The sequence below is a fragment of the Flavobacterium fluvii genome, assembly GCF_900129545.1.
Classification (GTDB): Bacteria; Bacteroidota; Bacteroidia; order Flavobacteriales; family Flavobacteriaceae; genus Flavobacterium; species Flavobacterium fluvii.
Window position 1 is genome coordinate 1 of the sequence record NZ_FQWB01000013.1, and the last position, 21,422, is coordinate 21,422.

Consider the following 21,422-nt stretch of genomic DNA (forward strand, 5'->3'; position numbering starts at 1 on the left):
ATCCTGTAATGGTATAAGTCAAGGTTGGATCTGTTGCTCCATATACTTTTGTTTGTCCTGCATTAGCTGTAACAGTCAATGCGGCTTTGGTAATTGCAAATTGCGCTGTTGGGAAACTGATGGTATAGTTTGCATCTACTGCTCCAGATGGGGTGATGGTATAATTACCAACATCTTCTCCCGCTGCTCTTGCAATGCTCACTGGCGTGTCTAAATCAGCTTCATCATCACCATTTACAAATCCTGTAATGGTATAAGTCAAGGTTGGATCTGTTGCTCCATATACTTTTGTTTGTCCTGCATTAGCTGTAACAGTCAATGCGGCTTTGGTAATTGCAAATTGTGCTGTTGAGAAACTGATGGTATAGTTTGCATCTACTGCTCCAGATGGGGTGATGGTATAATTACCAACATCTTCTCCTGCTGCTCTTGCAATGCTCACTGGCGTGTCTAAATCAGCTTCATCATCACCATTTACAAATCCTGTAATGGTATAAGTCAAGGTTGGATCACCTGCTCCATATACTTTTGTTTGTCCTGCATTAGCTGTAACAGTCAATGCGGCTTTGGTAATTCCAAATTGTGCTGTTGGGAAACTGATGGTATAGTTTGCATCTACTGCTCCAGATGGGGTGATGGTATAATTACCAACATCTTCTCCCGCTGCTCTTGCAATGCTCACTGGCGTGTCTAAATCAGCTTCATCATCACCATTTACAAATCCTGTAATAGTGTATGTAAGTGTTGGATCTGTTGCTCCATATACTTTTGTTTGTCCTGCATCGGCAGTAACGGTCAAAGTTTTAGGAGTGATTGCAAAGTCTACACCAGTGTAGCTGATGGAATAGTTTGCACCGGCTGATAAATTGCCCTGGTTGATGGCATAAGCTCCAACGCCTTCACCGGCTACGCGAGCCAAAGCTCCTGTTATAACGGACAGGTCATCGGTAAACTCGAATCCGCTGGCGGCATAAGTGTATGAGGCAGGGTTGGCTGCACCGTAAACCTTGGTTTGTCCAGAATCGGCGGCAACAGTCAACGTTTTGGCGGTGATGGCAAAATCTGCACCGGTGTAGTCGATGGAATAGTTTGAACCGGCCGACAATGTGCCCTGGTTGATCGCATAAGCACCAACGCCTTCTCCGGCCGCGCGAGCCAAGGCTCCAGTCATCACGGACAGGTCATCGGCAAACTCGAATCCGCTGGCGGCATAAGTGTATGAGGCAGGGTTGGCTGCACCGTAAACCTTGGTTTGTCCAGCATTAGCCGATACTGTGATAGCTTTTGCATTCACTGTCAATGTTGCATTATTACTTGTCACAGTTCCACAACTACTTGTAACTATACAACGATAAAGATTGCCATTCATTCCAACAGTTGGGGCAACTAAAGAAAGTGTAGAAGATGTAGCTCCTCCTATGTTACTCCATACACCACCACCATTTGTACTCTCCTCCCATTGATAACTAGTTGCATTTGATGCTCCAACTGTAAAACTTGTATTTCCACCATAAGTAACTGTTTGATCTGATGGTTGATTTGTAATTGAAAGGGCAGTACAACCGATATAATTACCCTTTACTGAATTATTTCCTCCATAATTTCCGTTAACAATAAAACCTTGAGTATAATTACTTGACCCATCCCAAGAATAAATAGCGGTTCCACTTGACGGAACAGGATTGAATATCCAAGATATGCTAGTACCATCCTTAGCTCCAACTGTTGCAGTATTTTGCGATTTAAAAGAAAGAGTTGTAGTTATTTGTGTTGCTCCAGATGGTGAAGCTGGCGTATATGTTACTGTTACTGATACATCAGTATTATTTGGTATTGGACCAGATACCCCGAAAGCAACATTTCCATCCGTAAAAAATATCTCAAAAGTAAATCCTGATTCTTTACCGTAAGCTTCAAGAAACAACTTAGCTCCCAATTCACAATCATTTACATACCAAGAAGCCGTGAAATTACCATTTCCATCGGCAACAGTGGTCCATAATTCGTGTGGTCCTGGGTTGTAAACTCCACAATCCACATTTGGATTAGTGAGATTAGATACTTCCAGTGTTACAGTTTCTCCTGGTTTCCAGCCTGTACCGGTTATTCCAACCGTTTCACCAGGCGCATAATCTAAATCGGCCTGATCTAGCGTTACTGTTGGTTCCTGCCCAAAAACAGTGCTCGAAAAAAACAAATTAGCCATTACAAATACAAGAATGACAATTCTGGATTTAAGTAAAATTTTTTTCATATTATTTGGTTTATTAAAAAAATATTGGTTGAATGGGGTTATAAAAAAATATTCTAAAAGCTTAAAAAAGAAATTAATTGCTTCAATATTCTGAATAAATTAAACCTATTTTAACTTATAGAAAATGAAAGTATATAAAATAAATTCAGGTGATACTTTTAGTCGATGAAAGTGTTTAAAAAAACTTTTAACTGCATTTTTCACAGTTTATCAAGATTGAATCTAACTATTTTCAAAAATCGGCAATAAAACATTTCAATTAAATAACTAATAACCAATTATTCCATCTTGAATAGTTAACTCCAAAAAAATATTTCACGGCTATTAAACATAAATAAATAGCGACTTTCAAAAAAAAATCCCAATTTGAATTTATAAAACCATTCAAAGACTTATTTTTGCGCTATGGCAAAGAAAAATACAGACAAGATCGTTTTTGATCATATAAAAGTCCTTGATGCAGGTGCAAAAGGCGTATCGGTGGCAAAAGCCCCGGATGGTAAAGTAATTTTTATCCCCAATGTTGTTCCAGGCGACGTGGTAGATGTGCAAACTTTCAAGAAAAGGAAAGCTTATTACGAAGGAAAAGCCGTGAAATTTCACGAATTTTCCGAGCATAGAATCGACCCGATTTGCGAACATTTTGGTGTTTGTGGCGGCTGCAAATGGCAAAACATGAAATACAGCCAGCAATTGTTCTACAAACAAAATGAAGTTCAAAGTCATTTGCAACGCATTGGAAAAATAGAACTTCCCGAATTCGAACCGATTTTGGGTTCCGAAAAACAATTCTTTTACAGAAACAAAATGGAGTTTTCGTTTTCGAACAGCCGTTGGTTGACCGAACAAGAAATTGACAGCACCGAAGACTTGGGAAACCGAAATGCTTTGGGTTTCCATATTCCAAAAATGTGGGACAAAATTCTGGACATCAACAAATGTCATTTACAGGAAGACCCATCCAACCAAATTCGTAATGAAATCAGGGCTTTCGCCAATGAAAATAATTTAACTTTTTTCAATCCAAGAGCGCACGAAGGTTTGTTGAGAACCTTGATGATGCGAACATCTTCGACTGGAGAAATTATGGTTTTGGTACAGTTTTTCGAAAATGACAAGGCCAACAGAGAATTGCTTTTGGATCATGTCTACGAAAAATTCCCGCAGATTACTTCCTTGCAATATGTGGTCAACAACAAGGCAAACGACACTTTATACGACACCAACATCAAACTATATAAAGGTCGCGATTACATTTTGGAAGAAATGGAAGGGTTGAAATTCAGCATAAATGCCAAATCTTTTTACCAAACCAACTCTGACCAAGCATACGAATTATACAAAATTACACGCGATTTTGCAGGATTGACAGGCACGGAAACGGTTTATGATTTATACACCGGAACGGGAACTATTGCCCAATTCGTTTCCAAAAAAGCAAAAAAAGTCATTGGCGTGGAAAGCGTTCCCGAAGCGATTATTGATGCCAAAGCCAATGCCGAACGCAACAATATCATGAATTGCGAATTCTATGTGGGAGACATGAAAGTGGTTTTCAACGAAAGTTTCATTGCCCAACACGGCAAACCTGACGTTATCATCACGGATCCACCGAGGGACGGAATGCACAAAGACGTGATTGAACAAATACTGAAAATCGAACCCAAAAAAGTGGTTTACGTGAGTTGCAACTCGGCTACACAAGCACGTGATTTGGCTTTGATGGACGAAAAATACAAGGTAACCCGAGTGCGACCAGTAGACATGTTTCCGCAAACGCATCACGTGGAAAATGTTGTACTTTTGGAAAGAAGATAAGTTTTCAGATGGCAGGTTGCAGATTTTAGATTACAGTTCTCTTGAAGTTGCCTTTTTGCCATTGAAATTGATTTTGCTTTTTATTTAAAAAATTTATGAAAAAAATAATTGTGCTTTTATTGACCGCGATAATGTCTCTCTCCAGTTGCGAGAAAGATGATATTTGCGATGCCAATACACCTACCACACCAAGGCTGATAATTGAATTCTATGACATTAGCAACCCGTCTGTTTTAAAAAACGTGACAAATCTAAAAGTTATCGGGGAAGGAATGACCGAAGGCATCATTTTTAATCCGAATTCAACGGATGAATCCCAATATTTGACCAATGGAAATAAAATTGCCATTCCATTAAAAACAGATGGAGACACAACCTCTTATAATTTTATCCTCAATTCCGGCAATCCAAATCCAATATTGACCGACACCGATAAAGTTACGTTCAATTATTCAAGAGCAGATGTTTTCGTGTCAAGAGCTTGTGGTTTTAAAACACTTTTTAAATTTAACGGCAACAATGCAATTGAACATACCGCAGTACCCGCAACGAGACCAAAATGGATGCAATATATTTCGGTAGAAAAAAGTAACATAGATAACGAAAATGAAACACACATTAAAGTATTTTTTTAGTATTGGGCTTCTGATGTCGTTGTCTTTTGTACAGGCTCAAGACACCATTCCAAAGACCAATACCCCCGAAAAAAATAAAACAGAAGGCGTCATCCCGGAAGCTCCCAAGAAAGCTGTAACCAAGACTGCAACTACTGCAAAAACCGACACTGTTGTTCCCGTAAAAAAGGATCGTTATGGTTTGCGCGTGGGAGTTGATTTGTATAAATTGACCCGTGGTCTATGGGATTCCAATTATAAAGGAATAGAATTGGTGGGCGATTACCGCTTGACGAAAAATTATTATGCGGCTGCCGAACTGGGAAGCGAAGACAAAACCACTGAAGACGACAGATTAAACACCACGACCAAAGGAACCTATATCAAAGTAGGTTTTGATTATAATGCCTACGAAAACTGGTTGGATATGGAAAATATCATCTCGCTGGGATTGCGAGCTGGTTTTAGTACTTTCAACCAAGAATTGAACAGTTACAGAATCTACAATCCTCATCCTTATTGGGGTGAAATGCCTTGGATAACTTCAGGAGAGACATTCAATGGTTTAACCGCAGGCTGGATCGAAGTCGTTGCAGGAGTAAAAGTAAAAGTCTTTAACAACGTATTCGTAGGTTTCAGTGTTCGATTGAATACCTTGGTCTACGACAAAAAACCGAGCGAAGACTTCGAAAATCTTTATATCCCAGGATTTAACAGGACCTATGCAGGAAACTTTGGAGCTGGATTCAACTATACGGTGACCTATTTTGTTCCTCTTTACAAAAAGACTGTAAAGCCTAAAGAAGAAAAAAAGAAAAAATAACTCAACTTAAAGTTTACCCTATTTGCTTGATTCCTTTCATAAACAACCAAGACATAAACAGTTTTTCACCGTCTTTGGTTTTGACTGCTTGAAATTTGGGAGATAAAATGGTTCCAACCACGAAAGCTGTAAACGGAATCCACAAACCGTCCAAATAAGTATATTTTCCAATCAAAAATCGGAACGAGATAAATAATATTGCAAAACAACCCAATTGGTATAGAAAGGCGCGTACTTGTAATTTTGTCATTTTATTTTTGTTTATGTTGCATTCTGAAAACTGGGACTGAACACTGATTACTGGACACTATCATCAGTCGTTTGAAATTTTGTTCTTTTGCTTCCTTCATACATTTCATATTTCACTAATCTCGCTTCGATACTCGCATTGAAAAGTTTAATTTTTCTGGAAGGTTTTAGTCCCACAAATTTCAAGGCTTCGAGATTTCCCGTGATGAACCAAGCATTGGTTCCTGGATAATTTTTCTTCAGGGTATCACCAATATTTTTGTAGAATTCTTCCATATGAATATCCAATCGTTCGTCATAAGGCGGATTGAAAACGATATGCAATTTTCCTTCAGAAGTTTTTTCAGTGTCAAAAAAGTTTCTTTCCTCGATAGAAATATATTCGTCCAGATTGGCATTTTTGATGTTGTCTTTGGCCTTTTGAACTGCAGATGGTGCCTTGTCGTAGCCTTTTATCGTATAATGAAATTCACGAATTTTCTTCATCAGGGAATCCATAATTTGGTCAAACAAATCATTGTCCCAATCTTTCCATTTTTCGAATGCAAATTCCTTGCGGTTGATGTTTGCCGGAATATTGCAGGCAATCATCGCGGCTTCTGCCAAGAAAGTTCCAGAACCACACATCGGATCCAAGAAATCACCTTGACCATCCCAACCTGAAAGCAGCAAAATTCCTGCCGCCAAAACTTCGTTGATTGGGGCGATATTTGTGGCTGTTCTATATCCTCTTTGATGCAAAGAATTCCCGGAAGTATCCAATGCCACAGAAACTTGGTCTTTATCAATATGAATATTGATTCTTAAATCGGGATGAATTTTCTCGATACTCGGACGTTGACCCGTTCTTTCACGAAATTGGTCCACGATGGCGTCTTTACATTTTTGGGAAACAAATTCCGTATGATTAAAATTGGTGGAATGCACGGTGGCATCAATCACAAAAGTCTGGTTGGCACTGAGGTATTTGGACCAGTTTACACCAGAAATACCTTTGTACAAAGCCTGTTCATTGTTTGCCTTGAAGGAATAAATTGGTTTCAGGATTTTCAATGCAGTCCTCAAAGACAAGTTGGCCTTGTACATAAAACCTTTGTCTCCTTTAAAACTGACCATTCTCACACCTTGCTCGACGTCTTGTGCGCCCAGCATTTTCAATTCGTTTGCCAGTATTTCTTCAAAACCAAAAAAGGTTTTGGCAATCATTCTAAAATTATTTTCCATCGTAAAATCAAGTATTCGGTGCAAAAATACACTAAATTTGCATGACTTGAATTAATAGAAAAAGAATAAATGCCGAATTCACTAAAACCCAAAACCCATAACTGGTTCGCCTCCTGGTTTGACACTCCATATTACCACATTCTTTATAAAGAGAGAAATTATAGAGAAGCCCAGGTTTTTATGGACAATCTAACCCATTACCTCAATCTTCCCGAGAAAGCTAAAGTATTGGATTTGGCTTGTGGCAAAGGACGTCATTCCATTTATTTGAACCAATTGGGCTATGAAGTCATAGGTGCCGATTTGTCTGAAAACAGCATTGCCAAAGCCAAAAAAAACCAAAATGAAACCCTTCATTTTGAGGTGCACGATATGCGCGAAAGATTCGAAGACAAGTTCGATGCCATATTCAATTTGTTTACCAGTTTTGGATATTTCGAAAATGACGAAGACAACCTGACGACTTTGAAGGCAATGAAAGACAGCTTGACAGAACATGGTTTTGCCGTAATCGACTTCATGAACGTCAATCAAGTCATCAGTAATCTGGTTCCTGAAGAAGTAAAAACAGTGGATGGAATTGATTTTCACATCAAGCGCTATGTTAGCGACGGACATATTTACAAAGAAATCGACTTTGAAGACCAAGGAGAAAAATTTCATTTCACCGAAAAAGTAAAGGCATTGACGCTCAAAGATTTTGAAGAAATGATGGAAGAAGCCGGAATTTACCTTTTGGACATTTTTGGAGATTACAAACTAAAAAAATTCCACAAAACCGAAAGCGAACGATTAATCATGATTTTTAAATAATGAATTACCTTTTACCCTTATTTTCAGTACTGATAGGTTACTTTATTGCTTTTTTTTTCAAACCAAAAGGCAAAACCAATCTTAAATTATTATTGGCATTTAGCGGTTCGTTTTTACTTTCGTTAACCGTGATGCATTTGTTGCCGGACGTTTATGAAAGTCACAATCACAACATTGGTCTTTTCATCATGGCGGGAATTTTGTTCCAAATCATATTGGAATTCTTCTCCAAAGGTGCCGAACACGGTCACGTTCACGGACACGACAAGATGTACCACATACCTTGGTTGTTATTCATCAGCCTTTGCATTCACGCCTTTCTGGAAGGATTTCCTGTAAGTCACCATCACAATTTAGCGTTGGGAATTGCCATTCATCATTTGCCAATAGCCATTATCCTGACGATATTTTTTGTCAATTCAAAATTGAACCCAAAAGCCATATTTGTCTTTATGCTCACATTCGCCATTATGACTCCGTTGGGAACCATTATTTCTGACTATATGCCAATATTAAATGATTATTACACCGAAATAACCGCAGTCGTAATCGGAATATTATTCCATATTTCGTCCACCATTATTTTCGAAAGCAGCGAAGGACACAAGTTTAATGTCGCCAAGGTTTCGATGATTATTTTTGGGGTGGTGTTGGCGTATTTTATATAGCCTCAAAGACTCGAAGCCACCAAGTTATATTGTTTTAATCCATTTCGCTCTAAAAGATTATTTGTTAAATTTGTGCCTTAGCGCCTTCGTGGCAAAAAACCTCAATAAAAATGACCTTCACCAAAACCACCGAACAATCCTCGAAATACGAACATTTAGAAAAAATGTCGGTTCAGGAATTGCTGTCCAACATCAATCAGGAAGATAAAACCGTGCCGTATGCCGTAGAAAAAGCCTTGCCACAAATCGAAACTTTGGTTGCCGAAATTGTTGTAAAAATGAAATTGGGTGGTCGATTATTCTATATTGGAGCAGGAACTTCCGGGCGTTTGGGCGTGGTGGATGCTTCGGAATGTCCCCCAACATTTGGTGTTCCTTTTGACTTGGTCAACGGAATCATTGCCGGTGGCGACAAAGCCATTCGCCGTGCCGTAGAAAATGCCGAAGACAATGCCACACAAGCCTGGATTGATTTGCAAGAACACGACATCAACGAGAATGACGTCGTGGTGGGAATCGCCGCTTCGGGAACAACACCTTACGTGATTGGCGGTTTGAAAGCCTGCAACGAAAATAATATCAGCACGGGAAGTATTTCTTGCAATGCGGGAAGTCCACTTTCGCAAACGGCAAAATTTCCTATCGAAGTGATTGTTGGCCCGGAATTTGTTACCGGAAGTTCGAGAATGAAAGCCGGTACAGCACAAAAATTAGTGTTGAACATGATTTCGACAGCCAGCATGATTCAACTGGGAAAAGTGAAAGGCAACAAGATGGTCGACATGCAATTGAGCAACAGCAAACTCGTGGATCGCGGCGTGAAAATGATTATGGGAGAAATTCCTGTTTCGTATGAAGAAGCAGCCGAATTGCTTAAAAAATACGGAAGTGTTCGAAAAGCCGTTGATAATTATAATGGTCAATAATTCATAAATCAAGAAAATGTCAACCAACAAAGAACTTTTATCCAAAGGAGTCAAATACTTGGCTTGGGCTTTGCCTCTACTTTTCATCGGACCATCATTGATTTATAATGCGTTTATCAACAAGCAAAATGTCTGGCATTATTTGGTTTTGGCAATAGGAATCGCCGTTTGTATCGGATCCGTTTATTTGATCGTTTTGGGGTTGAAAACAATGGTGCGCAGTTTATTTAACGACTAATGGAAAACCTTATACACACGCACAAAACGTTCGAAAAAGTATCTTTTACGGATAAAAAAGTCAACAATCGGGAGTTTGAAGATTGCGTTTTCAAGAACTGTGATTTCTCGAACAGCAATTTCTGCAACAACACTTTCATGGATTGCGAATTCATCGATTGCAATCTGTCGATGACGCAATTGGACGGAACGAGCTTGAAAACGGTACATTTCAAAACCTGCAAATTACTGGGAATCCAGTTTAATTCCTGTGCCGATTTTATGTTTGGCGTAAGTTTTCAGGATTGTCTTTTGGATTATTCCTCTTTTGCCAACAAGAAAATGCCGAAAACCAAGTTCAATACCTGTTCGATGAAAGAAGTTTCTTTTATTGGAACGAATCTAACGAATTCGACTTTCGAAAATTGTAATTTGGACAACGCTATTTTTAACGATACCCAATTGGCGGGAGTTGATTTCAGGACTGCCTACAATTATAAAATTGATCCCGAAGACAATCCAATGCGAAAAGCCAAGTTTTCGACACAAGGCATTGTGGGACTATTGGATAAATACGACATAAAAATCGAGTAACATGGAAGCAACTAATTCCTATTTAGAAAGCGTAAAGAAGCAGTTTCTTTATTATAAAACCTTGGGCGAAAAAGCGATGGATCAACTCCATCCGGAACAACTTTTTGTTTCCATTAATGAAGACACCAACAGTATTGCCACAATCGTGAAGCATCTTTCTGGAAACATGCTTTCGCGTTGGACTGATTTCCTGACTACCGATGGAGAAAAAGAATGGCGCAATCGCGATGCGGAATTTGAAGAAACCATCAAAACCAAAGAAGAATTATTGAATGTTTGGAACAATGGTTGGGATTGTTTTTTTGAAACATTAAACGGATTGAAACCAGAACAGCTTTCCACAATTATCTATATCCGAAACGAAGGTCATACCGTGATTGAAGCAATAAATAGACAGTTGGCTCATTATCCTTATCATGTTGGCCAAATTGTTTTTTATGCCAAAATGTTGAAAGAAAGCGAATGGACAAGTTTGTCCATTCCAAAAAACAAATCAAACAGTTACAACTCGGACAAATTCTCCAAAGAGAAAAGCATCAAGAATTTTACGGATGATGAGTTGAATAAATTGAAATAAAACAACAGATGAAAAAAATAATCTTTCTACTTCCACTACTGTTGCTAATGTCGTGTTACAACGCAGAACGCAATTGCAAAGATTTCAAAACCGGCAAATTCAAATTTGAATACGAAGTTGACGGCGTGAAAAAAACAACGGTTTTTGAACGCAAGGACAGCATCGAAATTGAAACTTTTGAAGGCAAAACCGATACTTCAAGCATTCGATGGGTTAGTGATTGTGAATACATCTTGCGAAAAATTCACCCGAAGAATATGGCAGAAAAAAAGGCAATTACCATGAAAATTTTGACAACTTCCAAGAATTCCTATATCTTTGAATTTGGAATCGTGGGTAGCGACGAAAAACAACGCGGAACTGTTTATAAGCTGGCAGATAGCAAATAACAGACTGCAGATTTCGAAAACACACCACTATAATTCATAACTTATAATTCATAACTAGATAAAATGGAAGTATTTTTAAATCCTGATGCTTGGGTTGCCCTGTTAACATTGACCTTCTTGGAAATTATACTGGGAATCGACAACATCATTTTCATATCGATTGTAACCGGTAAATTACCTGAAGAGAAACGAAAAAAAGCCACAAAAATTGGTATGTTTCTAGCCATGTTCATGAGAATTGTGCTGTTGTTTGGCATCAGTTTTTTGATTCAAATGAAAAAACCTTGGTTTTACATTGATTTCAGTTGGTTATCCGCTGGAGTTACTGGACAAAGCGTTATTTTATTGTTGGGAGGTTTATTCCTGATTTATAAAAGTACCAAAGAAATTCACGAAAAAGTGGATGAAAAAGGCGAGGAAGAAAAAGAAATAAAAAAGACGGCTTCAAAATCCTTTCAAGGAGTGCTTTTACAGATCATCATGATTGATTTAGTTTTCTCTTTTGACAGTATCCTTACAGCCGTTGGTATGACAAACGGTGTGGAAGGAGCGCTTTATATCATGATTACTGCGGTAGTCATTTCGGTGTTGATCATGATGCAATTTGCAGTTCCTGTTGGTGCATTTGTCAACAAACATCCTTCCATCCAAATTCTGGGATTATCGTTTTTGATACTTATCGGCTTTATGCTAATCACAGAAAGTGCCCATTTATCGAATGCATTAATCTTTGGTAGCCACGTCACACCAGTACAAAAAGGGTATTTGTATTTTGCCATTTCCTTCTCCTTGTTTGTGGAGTTTTTAAACATGAGAATCGACAAGAAAAAGAAATAAAACATTTATAAAAAGCTCCTTTATGGGGCTTTTTTATTCTAAAGAAAATAAGCGTCATGAAAAATACGATATCCCATAGAGTTGCCGATTTTTTAAAAAGTTATCCCCCTTTCAGCTTTTTAAAACAAAGAGACCTCGAAAGTATTTCTGAACAAATATCCATTATTTACAAAGAAAAAGACAGTGTCGTTTTTGCCGAAAACGAGGAGCCACACGACAGTTTTTATGTGGTTCACAAAGGAGCAATAGCCCTTAAAACAAGTCTGCAAAACGATATTTTGGATATGTGTGACGAAGGGGATATTTTTGGATTGAGACCGCTTATCGCCAATGAAAACTATCAAATGGAATCCCGAGCCTATGAAGAAAGCATTCTTTATGCCATTCCAATTGTGGTTTTCAAACCATACGCACTGGAAAACAGGGATGTGGGCAATTTTTTAATAGAAAGCTTTGCGTCCAATACGCTTCAACCCTATTCCAAAAGTCATAGGGGAAAACTATATGGCGAGGATTCACTGGACACTGACGCTAAACTATTGGACTTGCATCCCGTAAAATATTCCAAAAAATTAGTCAGCTGTTCCGCAACAACAACGGCAACCGACATTGCACAAATCATGATCAAAAAAAATGTGGGAGCCATTCTCGTGGTGGAAGAAGACACTTTCCCCATTGGCATCATTACCGACAAAGATTTAAGGAATAAAATTGTAACCGGAATTCACCCAATTACGGCAACCGCAGCCGAAATCATGACATCTCCCGTAATTACTTATCCCAAAAAAATGACCATTACCCAGGCCCAAATAGCCATGATGAAAAGTGACGTCAGCCATTTGTGCATCACAAAAGACGGCACGGTCAATTCCAAAGCAGTTGGAATGCTATCCAAACATGATGTCATGGTATCCTTGGGCAACAATCCGGCCGTGTTGATAAAAGCCATAAAAAGAGCCAAGAAAGCCAAGCATTTAAAGCCGATAAGAGCCCGAATCATGCAATTATTGCAAGGCTATATCGACCAAAATATCCCCACGATGCTGACTTCCAAAATAATCACGGAATTAAACGATGCCTGCATCAAACAAGTCATTGCCATATCATTGGACAAAATGGAAACGCCGCCGCCCGTAAAATTTGCTTGGTTGGCGATGGGAAGTCAAGGAAGAAGCGAACAGTTACTGCAAACCGACCAGGACAATGCCTTGATTTATGAAGACGTGCCGGAAGAGTTGGAAGAAAAAACCAAAAAATATTTCTTGGAATTGGCAACTCATGTCAACAAAGGCCTCTTTGATATTGGTTATGAATATTGCCCTGCCGAAATGATGGCATCGAATCCAAAATGGTGTTTAAGTCTTGGCCAATGGAAAGAAATGATCTACCGTTGGATTACCAATACCGGAAAAACTGAAGTATTGTTGTCGTTCATCTTTTTTGATTACAGTCTGTCTTTTGGCGATAGCGAACTCACCAACAATCTGTCGGATTTTATTTTTGAAAATATAAAAGCTAATCCCGTTTTTTATGTTCACTTGGTTAGCGGTGCGCTTCAAAGTCCTTCACCAACAGGATTCTTCAGACAATTTTTATTGGAACAAGACGGAGTCAACAAAGATTTCTTCAACATAAAAAACAGGGCTTTGATGCCACTGGCCGATGCAGCCAGAGTATTGATTCTTTACCATGCCGTAAAATCCATCAGCAATACGGTGGAACGCTTTGAAAAACTGGCAGAATTGGAACCAGAAAACAGCGAACTCTTTACAGCATGCGCCCAAGCCTATAAAGTATTGCTGAAATTCAGGACTCGACAAGGTCTTGCACATAATGATTCCGGTCAATATATCGCCTTGGAATCCTTGTCCAAATCAGAAAAAATACAACTGAAAAGCACTTTTAAAACCATCAAGGAATTGCAAGAGATTATTTCCATCCGATTCAATGTTTCAAATATATTATAATGAGTTTCTCCAAAATAATAAAAACCATTCTGTCTTATATTTGGGACACTTCCGATAAATCATCCGATTACGATTTATTGGTAGACATCAACAGTACCCGTTTTGTGGTTTTGGATACTGAAACTACGGGTTTCGATTATGAAAATGACCGAATACTTTGCATTGGAGCCATCGTTTTGCAAAATAACAGAATCTCCATTCAAGACAGTTTTGAAATTTATATCGAACAAGAACATTACAACAAAGCAACGGCACAAATCCATGGAATATTGAAAGATTTTGTCTTGGATCGCCCCAAAGAATTGGAAGCCTTGCAACAGTTTCTTGCTTTTTTGGGTGACTCCATCATCATTGCCCATCATGCAAAATTTGATGTCACCATGATAAACAAGGCGTTGGAGAGAAACGGATTGCCGGAATTAAAAAACAAGTCTTTGGACACGGCAATTCTCTATAAGAAAACATTGATTACTTCCTATCTTTTGGAACGCAAAGAGCATTATACTTTGGACGATCTTGCCGATAAATTTGACATCTCCAAAAAAGACAGACACACCGCCATGGGAGATGCCTATATTACAGCCATTGCATTCTTGAAAATCCTTAAAAAATTAAGAGAAAAAGAAGAAGTGACTTGGAAACAATTGTTTAAATAACTTAAAAAAACTATATACATCAACACAAAATCTGAAATCTGCACTCTGCAATCTATTCCCCATCCACATAATCTTGCAAGTAGCTGAATCTTGGCGTTAATTTTCCGTTTTCGGTGATTTTTGCGCGTTGCAAAATTCCGTCTTTGTCACCATTGAAAAAAGCTGGAATCACTTGTTCCATAAACATTTTTCCAAAACCTTCACTGGAATCTTTGGGTAATTCACACGGCAAATTATCTATTGCCATAACCACGATGGCTGCTGGATGAAAAACGTCAACTTCCTTGTTTTCGCTTGGCAAATACCCATACAAGGGTTCTGCAATGGAAGATGTCCGTAGCGAACAAGCAATAGAACCATCGATGTCGCAAGAAATATCGGCAACCACTTTTATTTTGCAATCACCGGCCTGAAGCATTTCGCGCGTCAGGATATTTGGAGTTCCATTGGCATGAAAATGTGCCGCAATATAAATATCGGACACTTTGGCAAAACGACCAAAACTGGACACATAATCTTGTGGATTTTGAGAAAAATCAATTAAATCTGTCGGCTTTCCATCCGTTCTAAGGTTATAATCCAGAGTGTGAATTTGAGTATAAACGGATTGTGTATAGTTTTTGGTCAAATAATTTTCAATGGAAACTTCCTTGACTTTTATGGCATCCAGTATTTCTTTCACTCCACTGCCCACATTTCCTGTTCCAGTAACCACGAATTTCAATGGAGGCAAAACCAAGCGTTTCAAATGTGCAATTAATGCTTCTTTACCGGAAAGTGTTTCTGCTTTTGGAAGTTTGAACAATTCGAATTTTATTCCAAAAGCCCTAATACTATTGTAAGTTCCAACAATTCCTGCGTAATTTCCAAAACCAATTAATCGGTGATTATGGGTATCAACAATGGTTTCTAGATCGTATAAATCGATGTTTTTTTCCAGAATGGCCTGTAGCAGTTTTCTGTTATGGGGTTGCTTTTTGATGGTATGCGAAAAAAAGAAATAGGATTTATTGGCAATTAAATGGTCCACGGGAATTTCCTTTATCCCAAATAAAAAATCACAATCACTGATGTCGTTTACGACCTCAACTCCTTTATTTTCATATTGTTCATCCGTAAAAACCCGAACCCCTGAACTTTCAACTTTTACGGAAAGTTCAGGATGCAGTTGTTTTAATCGTTCCAATTCGTTTGGAGAAAACACGACTCTCTTGTCTGGCGGGTTTTTTCGTTCTTTTATAATTCCGAATTTCATGTCTGTTGGATACTTTAATTATACTTGTTACAACTTAATAATGAATATTTGTTACAAATGTAACATTTTATCTTGATTTGGGTTTTCAATATATAAAAAACCCAAAGGTATTCAATCATTAAAAACTGATAACCAACAGGATAATTAGCCACTAAAAAAAATAAAACAATACTGTTAAGGTTTTCAAAAAACAGACAAACCAAAAGAAATTGATTCTATATATTTGTCTTTCTACTAACTTAAAGATGAATTTTATCAAAACGGCAAATATACTACAAATACTGCTCCTAATAATAATTGGAAGTTCCTGTAAAAACGAAGCGAAGGAAATTCCCCAAGCGGAATTAAAGGATTATGAACTTCCAAAAGGCATTTTGCCCAAAATGAAACCTTTGGAAAATGAAACTCCAAAACTTACTGCTGATTACATAGCCGAAAAGCAAAAAAAAATAGATTCATTTTATAATAGAAACTGGCCCAACAACAGCATGAACGGTAGTTTTCTGGTTGCCAAGAATGGTCAAATCATCTATGAAAAATACGAAGGATATGCCAACTTAAGAGATAAAACTCCCATTACAAGCGATACTCCCATACATATCGCATCGGTGACCAAAGTCCTTACGGCTACCGCCATCTTGAAATTAGTCAACGCCAGAAGAATTGACCTGGATCAAAAAGTGACCCATTACCTAAAAGAATTTCCTTATCCTGATGTTACCGTAAGAATGCTGTTGAGTCACCGAAGCGGGATGCGCAGTTATGCCTATTTTACGGATCGGGACAAAAATGTTTGGGATCGACACAACACCTTGACCAATCAAGACATTTTGACCATTATGGGAACCAAACATATTGGGTTGGAACAAAAAACAGGCACTCGATTTGCCTATTGCAATACCAATTATGCGATGTTGGCCTTGATTATCGAAAAAGTCACCAAGCTTTCCTATAGAGAGGCAATGAACCAAATAATTTTTAAACCTCTAGGGATGACGAATACTTTTGTCCTGGATTTCGACAAAGACAAAAAGAACGTGGCACCATCCTATAAAGGCAACAGGGTCGAAATTGGCATTGATTATTTGGACAAGGTATATGGAGACAAAAACGTTTATTCCACACCCAGAGATTTGTTGAAATTTGACAGAGCCAGAAATTCACCATCCTTTTTGGAACCGGAATTATTGGCACAAGTTTATGTTGGATACAGCAACGAACATCCCGGGACTAAAAATTACGGTTTGGGCATTAGAATGGTCAATTGGCCCAATGGCAAAAACTTCTATTTTCACAATGGTTGGTGGCACGGTTTTACCTCCTCCTATATTCCCCTGAAAGACGAAAATGTCACCATAATAGCCTTGTCCAATAAATTCAACAAAAGCACTTATGCCGTTCGAAAACTTTCGGTATTGTTTGGAGATTATCCATTTAAAGTTGAAGATGTGGAATAAGATTGCCGATTTTAGAATATAGCGTATAGAAGTTCGATTTTTGACTTGAAATTGTCATTGATACTGCAATTGATATTAAACTTGCCATTGACATTGCCAATAAATTAATCTATCTTTGCAAAAGATTTGATTAACTATCTGCTGTAATAAATCTAAAATAAAAATGGGGTCGACTGGTTTTGACAGCAAGTCGAATTGAAAAGTAAGCACGCCGAGAACTGGGACAATTCTCGTAAATAAAAGGTTTCAAAACACATACACGGCGAAGGAAACTACGCTCTTGCTGCATAATCTGAATTATAGTAAGATTAGCCTCGTCCTACCAGGTAGGAAAGCAGGATTTACCTCGAAAGCTTTGGTTTATGGCGGTCGATTAAGGTGAATCGTAAATTTAAACCTAGATTTCCATAAGCTTCGAGTGGATTTCGAAACTAAAGAAGATAAGCAATGTGTGGCTGTTTCTGGCCGAGCACAAAGTCGAAAATCCAATCAGGAAATAAACGTGTAGAAAGCTCTTTAGTTGCTTGTTTGGACCCGGGTTCGATTCCCGGCGATTCCACAAATCTAAATTCAATTAGAACTAAATGCCCGTAAATCTTAGGATTTACGGGCATTTTTATTTTTACTGCTTTCAAAAATCATCATTAAATCATAATGCTAAGGGTGCAAATTCGGTTACCTGAAAAACCACAAAAATAGGTAACCGAATTCTGGGAAAACACCTGTAAAATAAGGTATTCACAATATGAACATCTTGACAACAGAATATTAAAAGTTTAAATTTAATAACTTCAAAAGTCACCACATTATGAAAAACAGAATTTCAATACTTTTTTATACAAAAAGTGCCAAAGCATCAAAAAATGGTTTACTGCCAATCTATTTAAGAATTACTATTGATGGAGTTCGCATAGAAGTGAGTACATCCAAATATGTTGAAAAATCAAGATGGTCTGTCGAAGGAGGCAAAATGAAAGGCAGTTCAGAAGAAGCCAGAACAATAAATAGTTACCTTGATGTTTTAAAAAACAAGGTTTATGAAACTGAAAAATCAATGATTAACAACAATCAGGAAATCTACGCCACCAGTTTCAAAAACAAGTTTTTGGGCGTGGAAGAAAAACAGAGAATGCTGATTCCAACTTTCCAGGATCACAACAAGCGTATGAAGGCTTTAATCGGCAAGGAATATGCACTGAATACCCACAAACGATACGAAACCTCACTTGAACATCTTAGATGTTTTATTAAGCATACCTATGCCCTAAATGACATCCCTATAAAAAAAGTCAATCTAGCTTTCATCAATGATTTTGACTTTTACCTCCGAAGCGTAAGAAACTGCAATAACAACTCTGCAATCAAATATGTTAGAAATTTCGGGAAGATAATAAAATCCTGTTACGCGAATGAATGGATTGAAAGAGATCCTTTTCTCAATTACAAAGGCAAGGTTAAAGAAGTCGAAAAAGAATTCCTCTCAAAAGAAGAAATTATCACCATTTACCAAAAAGAATTTTCCACAACCCGACTAAATCAAGTTAAGGACGTCTTCATTTTTTGCTGTTTTACCGGCTTGGCTTACATTGATGTATTCCAACTCAAACAATCAAATATAGAAATTGGCATTGATGGCCAAAGGTGGATATTCACACACCGCCAAAAAACGGAATCCCCTTCAAGAATTCCCTTATTGCAAATCCCGGAAGAATTAATCCAAAAATACGCCAACCATCCACAATGTATAAATGAAGACAGGTTATTACCTGTTTTGAGCAATCAAAAAATGAATAGCTATCTGAAGGAAATTGCGGATGTTTGCGGCATCAAAAAAGAGTTAACCTTCCACATTGCCAGACATACATTTGCCACCACCGTAACCCTCACAAATGGAGTTCCTATTGAAACTGTCAGCAAAATGCTAGGTCACAGAAGTTTGAGAACAACCCAACACTATGCCAAAATCCTGGATAGAAAAGTCAGTGATGATATGGAATTATTGAAATCAAAGTTAGGTAACTTTAAAAGTACTATCTCGAATGGAACTGATTTATAAATATTATGGGCAATAACAAACACCTTCAGTTTTTAAAATCAAAACTATATTTTGTTTTTACCACAAAAAAGCGGTTATAAACTAAAATTGGTTTCAATTTTATACAATTAGATTTAGCTCTGAGATTAATTCAGGGTTTATCTCATATTTTTCAAAAAGAAAATCATTAATTTTATCTATATCTTCAAGATTTAATAACTCTAATTTCTCACTATCGTTTAAGTTGCAAATTCCGAAATTCTTGATATAATTTTTAGCAACTGAAAAATAGTTCCCAGCATATGGTTTACTTGTGTTTTCGATGTAAAACCAAAATATTTTCGACATTAAAATTTTCTGAAGAATATGTAATTCTTCTATTGAATCGGAAAAAATGGCATAACCATTATAAAAAAGTAAATCTTGGTCATTAGTATAAACAAAGCAAGGAGTGTTTGTTATGTATGGCAATAATAATTTATATCCAGATATAAGTAAAGCTTGATTTCTGCCAAAGGCATACCATTTCTCATACTCTCTATTTCCTTTATCCCTATAAGATAAAATTTCTTTTTGACTTAATAAATATTCATAAGTTGAAGGGAATTCTAATTTTAACTCTTCTTCATAAATAATTTTTAAAGTTTTTTTATTAGTATCAAACAAATTAATTTCCTCACTAACAATTTTATAAGGAAAAATTAATTTTTCGGTATGGTTTTCAATTTCAGACTCTAGTTTTAAAGTATTGGGTTTTATTGCATTTCTACAAATTCCTTTTTCAATCCTGAATTCTTTTTTGTCTTTAATTAAATAATAAAAATCTTCTGTTTCTCTTGAGGGTGTAAAAACATAAATGTTATTTTTAAGAGTTGCAAAGCCATTCCTAATTTCAAATTTGGAACCTAACGATTTCCCTGTTTTTTCTATTAGTGAAATAACCTTTGTGATTCTTTTGTTAATTAAATACCACCCATCAAAATCATTCAAATCATCATATATAAATTTTATGTAATCTGATTTTTTTATAGAATTAATATTACTACTTTTTGACTTAACATAATTTATAATGTTAGTTTCTTGCTTGCTAATAATACATATACAAGTGTACGTTGACCTCTTTTTAAACAATTGTTCACCGCCAAAATCAATGATGGTAAAATCAAATTTATTTTTAGAAAAATATTTCCTAACTGATCTACCATTTAAACTTTTATAAAAAGTATTTACCGTTATGTAGCCTAAAATTCCTGTAGCATTTAAATTTTCTAAGCCAATTTCAAAAAAGGGAATATATAAATCTGACTTTCCAGAAGCGGAAACACTCCAATTTTTAAGTAATAATTTTGTTTCATCATCTATTTTTGAAGCACCTACATATGGAGGATTACCCACAATTATATCAAATCCTCTGTTTTGCTGAATTTGTGGAATCAAATTCCAATCAAAATTTAATGAATTACCCTGATACAGATTAAATTCAAAATTTACTCGATCCTCTCCATTTTTTATAGCATAAAGGATTAATAATATTTTTGTGCGTTCAATGCTATAATTTTGAATATCCACTCCAAAGATATTATCTCTAAAAATATCAAAATAGCTTTTATTGGTTTGCAATTTAATTGTGTCGACAATGGTTTTAAAAAAACCACCACAACCACAAGCTATATCTCCAAATTTTGCAGTAAATAAATCTCCTCCTAAATTTAAATATTTATCTATTGATTGTTTAACTATGAAATCTCTAATATAACCAGGAGTAAAAACGGCACCATTAACTTCTTTATCAGCGGGTGATATTACAAATTCGAATAGCTCAAGTAACTCTTCTATGTCAAATTCAACATTGTTTAAAAGGCTAACAAACTCTTTAAGTTTATTGATTTCATTTTCGTCATAGATTGTTATTGTATATTGATTAATAAATTCATTTTCGATATTTACTAAACTATTGACTTCTAAAAAAGAAGATACCAGAAGCCTATTAACGTCTAGAGTTTGATAAGAGTATTCTTTAAGATATTTTAATATATTTTGATTCACTTCG

The 21,422-nt window shown here is 36.8% G+C and carries 20 protein-coding genes and 1 other RNA gene; 16 read left to right on the top strand and 5 right to left on the bottom strand.

Annotation, left to right across the window (positions count from 1 at the left end; genetic code table 11):
- Positions 1–2,254, bottom strand: a 2,254-nt coding sequence (locus BUC16_RS16885) for an MBG domain-containing protein (protein WP_317614997.1), incomplete at its 3' end; no start/stop codon positions are given.
- A 405-nt stretch (positions 2,255–2,659) separates the two neighbouring features.
- On the opposite strand from BUC16_RS16885, the gene rlmD reads away from it, so the two are divergent.
- The 3 genes from rlmD to BUC16_RS16900 all read left to right on the top strand — a co-directional run bounded on the left by rlmD (position 2,660) and on the right by BUC16_RS16900 (position 5,509).
- Positions 2,660–4,072 carry a 23S rRNA (uracil(1939)-C(5))-methyltransferase RlmD gene (gene rlmD, locus BUC16_RS16890; protein WP_073371998.1) on the top strand — a complete coding sequence of 471 codons (1,413 nt, stop codon included), beginning with the start codon at positions 2,660–2,662 and terminating at the stop codon, positions 4,070–4,072.
- Positions 4,073–4,167: 95 nt separating this feature from the next.
- Positions 4,168–4,707, top strand: a complete 540-nt coding sequence (locus BUC16_RS16895) for a DUF6452 family protein (protein ID WP_073371999.1) — start codon at positions 4,168–4,170, stop codon at positions 4,705–4,707.
- Positions 4,679–5,509 carry a DUF6048 family protein gene (locus BUC16_RS16900; protein ID WP_073372000.1) on the top strand — a complete coding sequence of 277 codons (831 nt, stop codon included), beginning with the start codon at positions 4,679–4,681 and terminating at the stop codon, positions 5,507–5,509. Before BUC16_RS16895 ends, BUC16_RS16900 begins: the two co-directional genes overlap by 29 nt.
- Positions 5,510–5,522: 13 nt before the next feature.
- Here BUC16_RS16900 and BUC16_RS16905 read toward each other — a convergent pair whose 3' ends face one another.
- Both BUC16_RS16905 and BUC16_RS16910 read right to left on the bottom strand, forming a co-directional pair.
- Complete coding sequence (locus tag BUC16_RS16905) at positions 5,523–5,759, bottom strand: hypothetical protein (protein ID WP_073372001.1); 237 nt, start codon at positions 5,757–5,759, stop codon at positions 5,523–5,525.
- A 47-nt stretch (positions 5,760–5,806) separates the two neighbouring features.
- On the bottom strand, positions 5,807–6,982 hold the full coding sequence (locus BUC16_RS16910) for a THUMP domain-containing class I SAM-dependent RNA methyltransferase (protein ID WP_073372002.1): 1,176 nt from the start codon (positions 6,980–6,982) through the stop codon (positions 5,807–5,809).
- Between the two features lie 69 nt (positions 6,983–7,051).
- Between BUC16_RS16910 and BUC16_RS16915 the strand changes: the two genes are divergently transcribed.
- The 10 genes from BUC16_RS16915 (at position 7,052) to BUC16_RS16960 (ending at position 14,625) form a co-directional block, all read left to right on the top strand.
- Positions 7,052–7,795 (top strand): class I SAM-dependent DNA methyltransferase, encoded by a 744-nt coding sequence (locus BUC16_RS16915; RefSeq protein WP_073372003.1) that lies wholly within the window; start codon positions 7,052–7,054, stop codon positions 7,793–7,795.
- The gene (locus BUC16_RS16920; protein WP_073372004.1) at positions 7,795–8,463 is read left to right on the top strand and encodes a ZIP family metal transporter; all 669 of its coding nucleotides are present in this window, start codon (positions 7,795–7,797) and stop codon (positions 8,461–8,463) included. Before BUC16_RS16915 ends, BUC16_RS16920 begins: the two co-directional genes overlap by 1 nt.
- A gap of 110 nt (positions 8,464–8,573) precedes the next feature.
- Positions 8,574–9,389 carry an N-acetylmuramic acid 6-phosphate etherase gene (gene murQ / locus BUC16_RS16925; RefSeq protein ID WP_073372005.1) on the top strand — a complete coding sequence of 272 codons (816 nt, stop codon included), beginning with the start codon at positions 8,574–8,576 and terminating at the stop codon, positions 9,387–9,389.
- 16 nt (positions 9,390–9,405) lie between these two features.
- Positions 9,406–9,627: a DUF6095 family protein gene (locus BUC16_RS16930; RefSeq protein ID WP_073372006.1), complete on the top strand. Its 222-nt coding sequence runs from the start codon at positions 9,406–9,408 to the stop codon at positions 9,625–9,627.
- A complete protein-coding gene (locus BUC16_RS16935; RefSeq protein WP_073372007.1) occupies positions 9,627–10,199 on the top strand; it encodes a pentapeptide repeat-containing protein in 573 nt (190 codons plus the stop codon). The genes BUC16_RS16930 and BUC16_RS16935 overlap by 1 nt, the downstream gene beginning before the upstream one ends.
- 1 nt (position 10,200) lies before the next feature.
- Positions 10,201–10,776 (top strand): DUF1572 family protein, encoded by a 576-nt coding sequence (locus tag BUC16_RS16940; RefSeq protein WP_073372008.1) that lies wholly within the window; start codon positions 10,201–10,203, stop codon positions 10,774–10,776.
- Positions 10,777–10,784: 8 nt separating this feature from the next.
- Entirely contained in the window at positions 10,785–11,165 is a 381-nt protein-coding gene (locus BUC16_RS16945) for a DNA topoisomerase IV (RefSeq protein ID WP_073372009.1), read from the top strand.
- Positions 11,166–11,228: 63 nt separating this feature from the next.
- Positions 11,229–12,002: a TerC family protein gene (locus BUC16_RS16950; protein WP_073372010.1), complete on the top strand. Its 774-nt coding sequence runs from the start codon at positions 11,229–11,231 to the stop codon at positions 12,000–12,002.
- A gap of 56 nt (positions 12,003–12,058) precedes the next feature.
- Entirely contained in the window at positions 12,059–13,969 is a 1,911-nt protein-coding gene (locus BUC16_RS16955) for a DUF294 nucleotidyltransferase-like domain-containing protein (RefSeq protein ID WP_073372011.1), read from the top strand.
- A complete protein-coding gene (locus tag BUC16_RS16960) occupies positions 13,966–14,625 on the top strand; it encodes a 3'-5' exonuclease (RefSeq protein WP_396181372.1) in 660 nt (219 codons plus the stop codon). The genes BUC16_RS16955 and BUC16_RS16960 overlap by 4 nt, the downstream gene beginning before the upstream one ends.
- 52 nt (positions 14,626–14,677) lie before the next feature.
- Here BUC16_RS16960 and BUC16_RS16965 read toward each other — a convergent pair whose 3' ends face one another.
- Positions 14,678–15,880 (bottom strand): NAD(P)-dependent oxidoreductase, encoded by a 1,203-nt coding sequence (locus BUC16_RS16965; RefSeq protein WP_073372012.1) that lies wholly within the window; start codon positions 15,878–15,880, stop codon positions 14,678–14,680.
- A 245-nt stretch (positions 15,881–16,125) separates the two neighbouring features.
- Between BUC16_RS16965 and BUC16_RS16970 the strand changes: the two genes are divergently transcribed.
- The 3 genes from BUC16_RS16970 (at position 16,126) to BUC16_RS16980 (ending at position 19,393) form a co-directional block, all read left to right on the top strand.
- A complete protein-coding gene (locus BUC16_RS16970; RefSeq protein WP_073372013.1) occupies positions 16,126–17,337 on the top strand; it encodes a serine hydrolase domain-containing protein in 1,212 nt (403 codons plus the stop codon).
- A 165-nt stretch (positions 17,338–17,502) separates the two neighbouring features.
- Positions 17,503–17,899, top strand: a transfer-messenger RNA (tmRNA) gene (ssrA, locus tag BUC16_RS16975).
- Between the two features lie 246 nt (positions 17,900–18,145).
- Positions 18,146–19,393 carry a site-specific integrase gene (locus BUC16_RS16980; RefSeq protein ID WP_073372014.1) on the top strand — a complete coding sequence of 416 codons (1,248 nt, stop codon included), beginning with the start codon at positions 18,146–18,148 and terminating at the stop codon, positions 19,391–19,393.
- Positions 19,394–19,492: 99 nt separating this feature from the next.
- On the opposite strand, the gene BUC16_RS16985 is transcribed toward BUC16_RS16980, so the two are convergent.
- Positions 19,493–21,418, bottom strand: coding sequence for an Eco57I restriction-modification methylase domain-containing protein (locus BUC16_RS16985; RefSeq protein ID WP_073372015.1), 1,926 nt, complete (start codon positions 21,416–21,418; stop codon positions 19,493–19,495).
- Positions 21,419–21,422: the final 4 nt, after the last annotated feature.